14 protein-coding genes and 2 pseudogenes are annotated in these 11,050 nt (G+C 60.5%); 9 read left to right on the forward strand and 7 right to left on the reverse strand.

What is annotated here, in order from left to right; translation table 11 throughout:
• The 3 genes from NUU27_RS23470 to NUU27_RS23480 form a co-directional block, all read right to left on the reverse strand.
• A partial coding sequence (locus NUU27_RS23470) for an NACHT domain-containing NTPase (protein ID WP_257764725.1) occupies positions 1-1,229 on the reverse strand: 1,229 nt, incomplete at its 3' end.
• Positions 1,230-1,320: 91 nt separating this feature from the next.
• A complete protein-coding gene (locus tag NUU27_RS23475) occupies positions 1,321-1,527 on the reverse strand; it encodes a hypothetical protein (RefSeq protein ID WP_257764726.1) in 207 nt (68 codons plus the stop codon).
• 76 nt (positions 1,528-1,603) lie between these two features.
• A complete protein-coding gene (locus tag NUU27_RS23480) occupies positions 1,604-1,936 on the reverse strand; it encodes a helix-turn-helix domain-containing protein (protein ID WP_257764727.1) in 333 nt (110 codons plus the stop codon).
• Positions 1,937-2,019: 83 nt separating this feature from the next.
• Between NUU27_RS23480 and NUU27_RS23485 the strand changes: the two genes are divergently transcribed.
• Positions 2,020-2,319 carry a hypothetical protein gene (locus NUU27_RS23485; RefSeq protein WP_257764728.1) on the forward strand — a complete coding sequence of 100 codons (300 nt, stop codon included), beginning with the start codon at positions 2,020-2,022 and terminating at the stop codon, positions 2,317-2,319.
• A gap of 482 nt (positions 2,320-2,801) precedes the next feature.
• Here NUU27_RS23485 and NUU27_RS23490 read toward each other — a convergent pair whose 3' ends face one another.
• The 3 genes from NUU27_RS23490 to NUU27_RS23500 all read right to left on the reverse strand — a co-directional run bounded on the left by NUU27_RS23490 (position 2,802) and on the right by NUU27_RS23500 (position 4,272).
• Positions 2,802-3,116, reverse strand: coding sequence for a HigA family addiction module antitoxin (locus NUU27_RS23490; RefSeq protein ID WP_257764729.1), 315 nt, complete (start codon positions 3,114-3,116; stop codon positions 2,802-2,804).
• On the reverse strand, positions 3,088-3,372 hold the full coding sequence (locus NUU27_RS23495; protein WP_257764730.1) for a type II toxin-antitoxin system RelE/ParE family toxin: 285 nt from the start codon (positions 3,370-3,372) through the stop codon (positions 3,088-3,090). The genes NUU27_RS23490 and NUU27_RS23495 overlap by 29 nt, the downstream gene beginning before the upstream one ends.
• A 150-nt stretch (positions 3,373-3,522) precedes the next feature.
• Positions 3,523-4,272: an AAA family ATPase gene (locus NUU27_RS23500; protein WP_257764731.1), complete on the reverse strand. Its 750-nt coding sequence runs from the start codon at positions 4,270-4,272 to the stop codon at positions 3,523-3,525.
• Between NUU27_RS23500 and NUU27_RS23505 the strand changes: the two genes are divergently transcribed.
• The 6 genes and pseudogenes from NUU27_RS23505 (at position 4,210) to arsH (ending at position 8,770) form a co-directional block, all read left to right on the forward strand.
• Positions 4,210-4,680: an arsenate reductase (azurin) small subunit gene (locus tag NUU27_RS23505; protein WP_257764732.1), complete on the forward strand. Its 471-nt coding sequence runs from the start codon at positions 4,210-4,212 to the stop codon at positions 4,678-4,680. The two genes, NUU27_RS23500 and NUU27_RS23505, sit on opposite strands and share 63 nt — an antisense overlap.
• Before the next feature lie 12 nt (positions 4,681-4,692).
• Positions 4,693-5,922 (forward strand): annotated as a pseudogene (locus NUU27_RS23510) (arsenate reductase (azurin) large subunit); the annotation flags it as partial.
• Positions 5,920-6,258 (forward strand): annotated as a pseudogene (locus NUU27_RS25590) (arsenate reductase ArsC); the annotation flags it as partial. The pseudogenes NUU27_RS23510 and NUU27_RS25590, both read left to right, overlap by 3 nt.
• A gap of 11 nt (positions 6,259-6,269) precedes the next feature.
• The gene (arsB, locus tag NUU27_RS23515) at positions 6,270-7,352 is read left to right on the forward strand and encodes an ACR3 family arsenite efflux transporter (protein WP_257764734.1); all 1,083 of its coding nucleotides are present in this window, start codon (positions 6,270-6,272) and stop codon (positions 7,350-7,352) included.
• A 147-nt stretch (positions 7,353-7,499) separates the two neighbouring features.
• Positions 7,500-7,922 carry an arsenate reductase (glutaredoxin) gene (gene arsC, locus NUU27_RS23520; RefSeq protein WP_257764735.1) on the forward strand — a complete coding sequence of 141 codons (423 nt, stop codon included), beginning with the start codon at positions 7,500-7,502 and terminating at the stop codon, positions 7,920-7,922.
• A 116-nt stretch (positions 7,923-8,038) separates the two neighbouring features.
• The gene (gene arsH, locus NUU27_RS23525; protein WP_257764736.1) at positions 8,039-8,770 is read left to right on the forward strand and encodes an arsenical resistance protein ArsH; all 732 of its coding nucleotides are present in this window, start codon (positions 8,039-8,041) and stop codon (positions 8,768-8,770) included.
• 13 nt (positions 8,771-8,783) lie between these two features.
• Here arsH and NUU27_RS23530 read toward each other — a convergent pair whose 3' ends face one another.
• Positions 8,784-9,188 carry an OsmC family protein gene (locus NUU27_RS23530; protein ID WP_257764739.1) on the reverse strand — a complete coding sequence of 135 codons (405 nt, stop codon included), beginning with the start codon at positions 9,186-9,188 and terminating at the stop codon, positions 8,784-8,786.
• 164 nt (positions 9,189-9,352) lie between these two features.
• Between NUU27_RS23530 and NUU27_RS23535 the strand changes: the two genes are divergently transcribed.
• Entirely contained in the window at positions 9,353-9,685 is a 333-nt protein-coding gene (locus NUU27_RS23535) for a helix-turn-helix transcriptional regulator (protein ID WP_257764737.1), read from the forward strand.
• Positions 9,686-9,734: 49 nt separating this feature from the next.
• On the forward strand, positions 9,735-11,050 hold a 1,316-nt coding region (locus NUU27_RS23540), incomplete at its 3' end, for an NAD(P)/FAD-dependent oxidoreductase (RefSeq protein ID WP_257764738.1).

The raw sequence follows: 11,050 nt of genomic DNA on the forward strand, positions 1-11,050 counted from the left end.
TGCCGGTCCAAGCCCCTTAGGATTTCTCGGTTTTCCAACAGCAAGTGGATGAAGGTCTCGCAAAGCTCAATTTTGGTGCCTGGAATGGCTTTGTTTTCGATAAAGAGAGAAGCGCCGATCGCGCAAAAAAGCGGATAGCTAAAAAGCTCAGAAAGACCGATTGTTTTGATTAGCTCCAAAAATGAATTTCTTTCACGTTCTCCATCAATATATTTCTTCAAAAGTTGCTTCCTCTCCGATGCATTCATTGCAGGTAATTGCCAACGGAGGGTGTCGGGTTGTTTCGTTTGCTTGATGATTGCCGGGCGGGAAAAAACAATAAATCTGAAAGATTCGCCTAGTTGTTCAGGAAGTAATTCAAGCCGGTCCCAGAATTTTTGTCTGCGGACGGGGTCCGGTATCTCTTCGACGCCGTCGATCACCAGCAGCCATTTTCTGTGTCCATTCGCGCTGTACGGACTAAATAATTCTGGGTTGAGATTGTCGGTTATAGAAAAGGACAACTCCTTAGTGAGAGCGCTGCACAGCGCTGTTGGCAGATCGCTTTCGCTTGAAGCAAGCTGGTCAGCGTGAACCAAGATTGGAATGCGCTCATCGTTAAATGATACGAGGGTTGGATCGCTCAAGAGCCTATTTGCTTCAAGGGTAACAATCCGCCGGGCCAATGTTGATTTACCTGACCCGGGGTTTCCCTCGATAAGGTGGTTTCCGCGCGCAAGCAGCGTCTTAATCTGATCGTCTGCAGGCTGAAGTTCAGAGGTCAGTGCTTTGCCGTGATTGGAGCCGGTTGCCCTCACAAGTCCGGTGGCTACGTAACACTCAGAAAGCGTCCTTTTGCGGCCAAGCATGGGAATACTGGGCAGGTGCTCAGCATACTCACGCATGGCATATACGAGGTCTCGCTTCGACAGAATGTTGCGAAACACAGTTGCATATTGAGGATCATCTTTCAGAAGCTTGTGGATCGCCCTCTCGCGGTCGCCGGCAGTTTCTGCGGTCTCGTACTGTTCATGAAATGTCTTCCAGGCTCGTTTCGATCTACGTTTCGCCCACACGCTCTTTCCAGCTGACTTGAACAAGTCAAAGATTAGACCGGATATACTGCTTGAGGTCTTGTCAGTTAGGTCTGAGCCAACATCGCCTATGAGTGAGGCGCCGCCTTCTTTGGCTTTGTCGAAGATGGGGCGTAGCCGGTTGGCGATTGAGCTGATGTCGATTTGGTCGTTCATTCCTGCCCGCGAGGTCAAAGAGCGTTTGGAGAAGTATGCATGAAAAGGCCCCGCACAAGAAGGCGGGGCCATTCGGCTACTTTGAGAAAGTTTAGCCTTTGATGACGTCTCGAGCTTCCTTCTCGCCTGCCGATCCTTTCACCCATTGCCAAGGCGTGCGGGATTTATGGGTCTTGGCGAGTTCCGGGAATTTCTTCGCGTCACGCACCGCGGCACGCAGGCGCTCGCGGCATTCGTGCGGGTCGAGCTTCAGTTCGGCACAGAGCTGCTTGAGGGTGATGATTTCGGTGGTAGCCATTGATCGTCTCCTTTTCGGTTCAAGACGATCTTTCTATTAAGATGACTGATGCAGGCGTGTCAGGGAAAATCCCAGGTCACTTCCGGCGAATTGCGATCACGGCTTCGGCCTGGGCGACAGCGGCCTGCAGATCATCATCGGTCATCACGGCTGCCGCAGCATTAAGGCGATCGATCAGAACAGCCCGCCTGTCTCTTTCCGTATCTTGCGCGTCGAGACTGAGCAGCAGGTCCGGCGTCGAGTTCAGAACTCCGGCAATCTTCAAAAGCATGGCCAAGTCGGGTTCATTCCGTCCGCTCACATAATGCGCATAGCGGCGTTCGCTTAATCCCACACGGCGGGCCACTTCGGCGTTGGACAGGCCAAGCTCTTGGGCGCGTCGCCTCAAATTAGCAGCAAATATCTCCATGCGGAACAAAATGTTCCTGACAGCCTGACCGCGTCTATGTAGGATATGTTCTATCATCACTGAACATTCCCTGTGGTATAGCAATGCAGGCAGTTCTCGATTTCGTTCGATCCTATCCCGTCGTTCCGGTCTTTGCTGTGCTCATCGGCGGCGTAGCGATCTGGCACGCGTGGGACTTTCGCTTGCGGCCCCTGTTCATCCCTAAGGCCGAAATTAACGCTGTCGTAGACGAGCTGATCGCGAAATATGGCCCACGCGCCGAGGAAATGGCCTATGCCGAGGAGGATCGGGCATGGCGCTATTCCGATACCTACGAGCAGGGAAAATGGCGACGGGTTCGGCGTGAGCTGTGGCGCAGGTATCGCCGGGGCGAATGGGAATAGCACCTGCAATCAACCGAACCGGCAGACGGACATCCGCGCACGCGGCCGCGTTGGAATTGAACTCGGATCAACGTCCAGAACAAGCAGAACGCAAAAAGCGTGTGCACTCCCGTTGCATGAACCTCAGGCGTTCGCTGAGGCTCCCAGCACCGTTCCCGAGGGTTGTGCACGGCGACAGCGACGAAGCACGTCATGGCGCGAATATGAGCGATAATTACCCCGTGGAACACCCCACGCGACACCCACAGAGCGCAACGAACGCGAGCGCTGGAACGGAGCCGTTGCATTCGTTGATCAATTTGCCATCAGGCGGTGCACGACATGCTGATCATTAGTTCGTGTGTCGGTCCGAAGTGCTCGGCGTCCCATGACCACAGGCGGGTATGGGGGGAGCGATTTTTTTACCGGGACGCCTCCGTGCGCGGACAAGCGGTCATATCGACCGCCAAGGTATTAGACCTGTAGCCGCCATACAGATTGGTTCATGCCGCCCTCGGCTCGATGGTCGACAGGTCAGGCGCGATTTGCCAGCGGCGTTCCATCAGGTCATAATCGGCTTGAAGACCAAGGAAGAAGCCCTCAGACATCCCGAAATAGCGCGCAAGGCGTAGGTCGGTATCGGCGGTCATCGCGCGCTTGCCCAAGACAATCTCGTTGATGCGGCGTGGCGGTACATGCACGGCTCGCGCAAGGGCATTCTGGCTCACACCCATCGGCTTCAGGAATTCCTCAAGCAGGATCTCGCCGGGATGCGGGTTCGGCAGAAGCTCAGTCATGGTAGTCGACGATTTCGACATTGCTCGGTCCTCCATCCTGCCACTCAAAGCAGATGCGCCACTGATCATTGATCCGAATGCTGTGCTGCCCCTTGCGTGCGCCCTTGAGAGCCTCCAGCCGGTTGCCGGGCGGTACACGCATATCCTGCAAGACTCGCGCCTGATTGAGCATACGCAGCTTGCGCAAAGCGACCGACTGAATGTCCGGCGGCAACTTGCGGCTTCGCAGTCCTTTCCAGATCAATTCCGTCTCGGGGTCAGCGAAGCTCTGGATCATAGGGAAACATAACGCATGACGTTATATAACGCAACACGTCATATCATTGTCGAGATTTTCATCCGTGAACCGCTTTCCATGTTTCCCGGCACATGGCGAAGGAAACTCGGAAAGTGCGACGCGCCAACCAGTGCCAACGGGCGGCAGCCGTCACTCGAAGGTCTCGCCGGGAAATAGGGCAGCCAAGCGCTCCTTGCCAGCATCCGTTACTGCCAAGCTCGTCTTCTCGACCAGTTCGTCACGACGCAGAAATGCAAGATGCTTGCTTATCGCCGGTGGCCGTAGCCCCGTCGCCTTCATCAAATCCTTCTGCTTCTCGAACGGCACAGAGCCGTCGCCCTCAGGCCCGTTGTAGATAGCACGCAACGTATGGTCCTGTGGCGTAACCTTCTGCGCCTGGCCAAAGTCCCATTCCAGCACGCCATCCTCGCCCTCTACCAGATGCAGGGTCAGATGCGCCGGCTGGGGGATCACACCCCGCGTCTTCGTGAACTCCAGGTCCAGCGAAGCGCCAGCATCGGACGGTTCGGCGGCAGGCGACAGCTTGATCGTGGTATCCAGCAGGTCTTCGAGCCGGGACGCGCCACGCTGGTCGCCCGACTTGCTCGCGTGATGCACCAGCAGGATCGCATAGCCTTTGTGACGCAAGGACAATAGCCAGAGCAGGATCAGATCCAGCGCCGAATTGTCGTTCTCCTCGACGCCCATGCGCATGGACGACAGGTTATCGATGATAATCAGCGCGGGCTTGCGGCCCTGTTCAGCCATACGGTCGAGCATTGCCGTAATCAGTTCCCTGTCTTCCGAGCGGTTGATGTTCAGGGCGTGAAGGTCACGATGCAGGATTTCCGAGGAAAGGATCTCGAAGTTGTCGATATCCCCGGCGCCGATCGCCTTCACACGGGTCTGCAAGTCGGCGAGTATCCGTCGAACCGCCTCGGCAACATAGCCGACCTCAAGCCGAACGAGCCGTTCGACGTCACCTATCCGGACGAGAATGCGCCAGGCGTGCTCCTGAAACTTGGCACATCGGTCGAGGGGGGCGCCGGTCCTGACGGCGACATCGTCGGCTTCTCGACGATCTGCCCGCACAAGGGCTTTCCGCTCAACTACATCGCCGCCGACCGAACGCTGAACTGTCCCGGCCACTATTCCCGCTTCGACTGCGAGGCGGGCGGCCAGCAGATCTGGGGCCAGGCCACGCAGAACCTGCCGCAATACGCGCTCCGGGTGGACGAGAAGGGCGACATCTACGCCGAAGGCGTGGATGAGCTTCTCTACGGCCGCCTGTCAAACGTGCTGGCATAGGGAGGAACGATCATGGCCTACAAGCGACATATCGACCGCCTGCCGATCATTCCGGCGGACGCCAAAAAGCACAACGTCACCTGCCACTACTGCATCGTCGGCTGCGGCTACCATGCCTACACTTGGCCGGTGAACAAGCAGGGTGGAACCGCTCCCGACCGGAATGCCTTCGGCGTCGATCTCTCCGAGCAGCAATACGCCGACACCGAGGCCTGGTATTCGCCGTCGATGTACAACATCGTCAGGCAGGACGGGAAAGACGTCCACCTCGTCATCAAACCGGACCATGGATGCGTGGTTAATTCGGGACTGGGCTCCGTGCGCGGCGCGCGCATGGCCGAGAACCGCCGCTCAGACAAGACGGGCACGCAGCAGCAGCGGCTGACCGAGCCGATGGTCTGGCGCTATGGCACCTGGCAGCCGACCAGCTGGGCCGACGCGCTCGACCTCGTCGCCCGGGTCACGGCGCGGGTCATCGACAAAGACGACGAGAACGACCTGTTCGTCTCCATGTTCGACCATGGCGGATCGGCCGGTGGCTACGAGAATACCTGGGGCACGGGAAAACTCTATTTCGGCTCGATGAAGGTCAAGAACTGCCGCATCCACAACCGGCCGGCCTACAATTCCGAGGTCCACGCGACCCGCGACATGGGCATCGACGAACTGAACTACGCCTATGAGGACTACACGCTCACCGACACGATTATGCTGGTCGGCACCAACCCGCTCGAATGCCAGACCAACCTCTTCCTGAACCATATGGTGCCAGGCATGCGGAACGGTGCCAAGGTGATCATCGTCGATCCGCGCCGCACCGTGACGGCAAACGCCTGCGAGGTGGAAGCCGGCGCGGAGAACGTCCTGCACCTGGCGATCAAGACCGGAACCGACCTGGCGTTGTTCAACACGCTCTTCACCTACATCGCCGACCAGGGCTGGGTGGACAAGGACTTCATCGCCGCGTCGACGCTCCAGGGCGACGTCGCGGTGCCGCAGGACGAGGCGCATCCAGCGGCTCTCGGCTCGTTCGAGATGGCGCGGGAGAAGTGCAAGATGTCGCTCGCCGAGGGCGCCTCGATCACCGGTCTTGCCGAAGCCGACATCGTCAAGGCCGCCGAGTGGATCGCCAAGCCGAAGGAGGACGGCTCGCGCCGCAAGTGCACCACCGGCTACGAAAAGGGCATCATCTGGGGCAACGACAACTACCGCGTCATCGGCGCACTGGTGAACATCGGGCTGAAGCAGGACACGTCCTTTGCGCGATCGAAGAGCTGGGACGAATTCGCAGGGCCGGATGCGCCGACAATGGATTTCGTCTTCACCGTATGTGATAACGCGGCCAACGAGGCTTGCCCGGTCTGGCCGGGGCAGCCGATGACCGCGCATTGGGGCGTGCCGGATCCGGCCGCTGTCGAAGGCACGGACGCAGAGAAGCATCTCGCCTTTGCCGAGGCCTATCGGCAGTTATCGAACCGGCTCTCGGCATTCCTCGCCCTGCCGCTCACCTCCATCGACCGGATGTCGCTGCAGACAAAGCTTCGCGACATCGGACAAGACCGGTCGATGGCCGGCTGAAGGATTCCACCATGACAGACGCGACATTAGTGTCCGGCCGCGCCGCGCCCGGCGGTATCGGCTTCTTCGAGAAGTGGCTCTCTGTGTGGGTGGCGCTCTGCATCGTTGCCGGCATCGCGCTGGGCACCCTGCTTCCGGGCGTCTTCAGCGTCCTCGCCGGGATCGAGTACGCTTCCGTCAACCTAGTCGTGGCCGTGCTCATCTGGGCGATGGTGTTCCCGATGATGGTCAATGTCGACTTTGCCAGCCTGCGCCACATCGGCGATCGTCCCAAGGGCCTGGTGCTGACGATCGCCGTCAACTGGCTCATCAAGCCCTTCACGATGGCCGCACTCGGCGTGCTGTTCTTTGAGTACATCTTCGCACCTTGGATCCAGCCTGCCGACGCGCAGCAATACATCGCCGGCCTAATCCTGTTGGGTGCAGCGCCCTGCACCGCGATGGTGTTCGTCTGGAGCCAGATGACGCGCGGCGACGCGACCTACACGCTTGTGCAGGTCTCGGTGAACGACGTCATCATGATCTTCGCATTCGCGCCAATCGTGGCGCTCCTTCTGGGCGTAACCGACATCGTCGTGCCCTGGGCCACACTCATCTTGTCCACGATTCTCTACGTCGTCATTCCGCTGGTCGCCGGCGCGCTCACCCGGAATTGGCTGGTTGGCCGCGCCGGCGGCGGAGGAAATGCCGAAGCGGCCGTGTCGGAGTACACGGGGCGCCTCAAGCCGGTCTCGGTCATCGGCCTGCTGGCGACCGTGGTGCTGCTGTTCGGCTTCCAGGGCAACGTCATCTTGGCCAACCCGATGCTCATCGTGCTGATCGCGGTGCCGCTGGTGCTCCAGTCCTATGGCATCTTCGCCATCGCCTATGCGGCGGCCAAGGCGTGGAAGGTACCATTCAACGTGGCAGCACCCTGCGCGTTGATCGGCACGTCCAACTTCTTCGAACTGGCGGTGGCGGTGGCGATCAGCCTGTTCGGGCTGCATTCCGGGGCAGCGCTTGCGACCGTCGTCGGCGTGTTGGCCGAGGTGCCCGTCATGCTTTCGCTGGTCGCCTTCGCCAACCGCACTCAGCACTGGTTCCCGGAAGGCTAGGGTGATGGGCGCCGTCGATCGCACCCCAGCCGTCGTCTGTTGCTGTTGTTCAATGCGTGGCCCGCGATGAGATCGCGAGCTGCCAGTCCCAGCATCTCCGCGCTGCCAACCCCCACCGATCAACCCGTATCAGGATCTCTGACTCGAATGACGATCACTATCTACCACAACCCCGACTGCGGCACGTCGCGCAACACGCTGGCCATGATCCGGCAATCCGGCGAGGTGCCGGAGGTGATCGAGTATCTGAAGACGCCACCGTCGCGCGAAAGACTGGTCGAACTGATCGCGGCGATGGGAATCACGCCGCGCCACCTGCTGCGCGAGAAGGGCACGCCCTATGCCGAACTCGGCCTGGGCGACACCAAGTGGAGCGATGACGAGTTGATCGATTTCATGATGGCCCATCCCATCCTCATCAACCGGCCAATCGTCGTCACGCCTCTTGGGACGAAGCTGTGCCGACCTTCGGAGGCCGTGCTGGATATTCTGCCCAATCCCGATATCGGCCCCTTCACGAAGGATGACGGCGAGGTCGTCATCGATGCGAATGGCCGGCGCGTTCGCTGAATTTCGAATAAGTTGGAAATAGTGTTGACTGCGCTTTCGCGCGGCGCTATCTTTATTTCTAGCAAACTCGAAATAAAGTAGCGAGGGCTCTGCCGCGCGTGCCCGGGAGAATGCGAATGACCGATACCGCCCAGCCGCTGGACAGCTTCCCCAACCTCGTTGAGGAGCAGTTTCGGCCGATCAATCCCGAAGCGCTGTTGCACGCACCGAGATCGACACACCCACCACGTATTCTCATGCTTTACGGCTCGCTGCGCGAGCGCTCCTATTCGAGACTGGCGACCGAGGAAGCGGCGCGAATCCTGCGCCGGCTGGGCGCCGAGGTCCGCATCTTCAACCCGGCGGGATTGCCGTTGCCGGATTCTGTTCCGGCGGACAACCCGAAGGTCAAGGAACTCCGGGAGCTTTCGATGTGGTCGGAGGGGCAGGTCTGGTGCTCGCCCGAGCGTCACGGCTCGATGACCGGCATCATGAAGGCACAGATCGACTGGTTGCCGCTCTCGCTCGGCGGCGTGCGGCCGACGCAGGGACGCACGCTGGCCGTGATGCAGGTCTGCGGCGGCTCCCAGAGCTTCAACGCGGTGAACCAGCTTCGCGTGCTCGGTCGCTGGATGCGCATGGTGACGATCCCCAACCAGTCGTCGGTCGCCAAGGCCTTCAACGAATTCGACGTCGACGGCCGGATGAAGCCGTCACCCTACTACAACCGCATCGTCGACGTGATGGAGGAACTGATGAAGTTCACGCTGCTCCTGCGCGACCGATCGGACTACCTGACCGACCGCTATTCCGAGCGCGTGGAGACCGCCGAGGAGGTGTCGAAGCGGGTGAACCAGCGGTCAATCTGAAGTGCGGGACTACTCAATCCTTGCGGACCATCCGGCCAGCGAGCCTGGCTGCTGCCGAGACGGTGTTGTAGATCGTGCCGTATTTCCGAACATTGGTGTGCAGGAGTTCGATCCGACGGTCATCCTCGTCGGTGTCGATGACGATCTCGTAATCGATGTCGGACATTCTTGGCGGCGCGTCCTGGCGCACGCCGTGCAGTCGCACCTCGACACCGCGAAAGCCGAATTTCAGCATCGGCGCCGCGCGCTCGATTCCCTTGATCATGCACGCTGCCAGCGATGCCAGCAGCATCTCGGCCGGATTGAAGGCGTCGCGGCTACCGCTCACATCCGTGTCGAGCCGCACCTCGGCATCCTTGCGATGCGCTACGCTTTCGTGTGCATCCACGCGCCTCGCTTTAACCCTGTATTCCAGCATCGTTTCAACCCCGACTGATCGACTCCCGCATAGCAATGTCAGGGCATGCGTGTGCTGATCGAGATCAATATGCGCGAAAACGTCCCGCATCCATCAGCGATTCTAATTTCGATATTCATCGAAATTCAATTGACCGTCATCTTCGCAACGGCTACACTCCACTCATGAAGCTCGAACAGGCGGCATCTCAACTCGAAGCGCTCGGCAACCCGACGCGCCTGAACATTTACCGCATACTCGTGCGCGCAGGCGACGAGGGTCTGCCGGTCGGCAGCATCCAGGAGAGGCTCGGGATTCCGGCATCTACCCTGTCGCACCACTGCAAGCGGCTGATCGAGACGGAGCTGGTGAGCCAGGAGAGGCAGGCGACGACGCTCATCTGCCGCGCCGTCTACCCGTCGATGCAGGCTCTGGTTGGCTTCCTCGCGGACGAGTGCTGTGCAGACGGAAGTTGTCCGCCGGAACCGGCACGACCGAAGATGAGGGAACGCGCCTAGCGATCCCTTTTTTGACTTGATAATTCGATTATTCGGGAAGGACCGAATGATGACTAATCCTTATTCGGTACTGCCGGTCGCCGTGATCGGGGCCGGCCCCGTCGGCCTGGCTGCGGCCTCGCGCCTCGTGGAGCGCGGCCTGCGCCCGGTCCTCCTAGAAAGAGGAACACGCGTCGGAGCGGCGCTTCTCGACTGGGGCCATGTCAGCGTCTTCTCGCCATGGGACTACAATGTCGACGCAGCCGCGCGGGCCCTTATGGCCGAAGCCGGCGTCACGGCGCCGTCCGGCGGCTACCTGCCGACGGGTCAGGAGATCGTGGCGCAGTATCTGGAGCCGCTTTCCCGCGTTCCGGCCATTGAAGCAGGCATGCGCCTCGGGGCAGAGGTGACCGGGATCACCCGGCAGGGCCATGACCTGATGTCGAATGACGGCCGCGCCGACGCGCCCTTCGTCGTGCGCTATCGCGATGTCGAGGGCGAACATCGTCTTCTGGCACGTGCGGTCATCGACGCGTCGGGAACCTGGTCGCGGCCGAATCCGATGGGCGCGGATGGTCTCGCCGTACCCGGTGAAACCGATGCCGCGGACCTGATCGCCTACGGCATTCCCGACGTCGATGGCGGTGAGCGTAGCACCTATGCGGGCAAGCGCACGCTGGTGCTGGGCAGCGGTCACTCCGCCATCAATGTGGCGCTCGCGCTGCTCGACCTGCAGAAGAAGGCGCCTGCCACCGAGGTGCTGTGGGCGCTCCGGCGAGACCGCATCGCGCGTCTGCTCGGCGGTGGTTTGAACGACCAATTGCCCGGGCGCGGGGCGCTTGGTCTCGCCGCGAAGCGGGCGATCGACGAGGGCAGGCTGAAGATGCTGGCGCCCTTCCTTGTCGATCGCGTCGTCCGCTTGGGCGACGGGCTGCGCGTGGACGCAACACTCGGCGGCGACGCTGTCGTCGAAGAGGTCGACCGTATCGTCGTCGCGACCGGGTTCCGCCCCGATTTCTCGTTCCTGCGCGAGCTGCGCCTCGGCCTCGATCCCGCCGTCGAGGCCACGCCGGCGCTCGCGCCGCTCATCGACCCCAATTTTCATTCCTGCGGCACCGTCCCTCCGCACGGCATTGATGAACTGAGTCATCCAGAACCGGGTTTCTTCATCGTCGGCTCCAAGTCCTACGGTCGCGCCCCGACCTTCCTGATGGCGACAGGCTATGAGCAAGTCCGCTCCATCGCCGCCGAGATTGCCGGTGACTCCGTCGCTGCCCGCCAGATACACCTCGTGCTTCCCGAGACCGGCGTCTGTAGCGCCCCGCCCGAAAACACCTGCACGTCGTGCTGCGGAGGTCCCCCGCCCGCGGCCGTCGACGCATGCTG

The sequence above is a fragment of the Nitratireductor sp. ZSWI3 genome (assembly GCF_024655565.1).
Lineage (GTDB): Bacteria > Pseudomonadota > Alphaproteobacteria > Rhizobiales > Rhizobiaceae > Nitratireductor.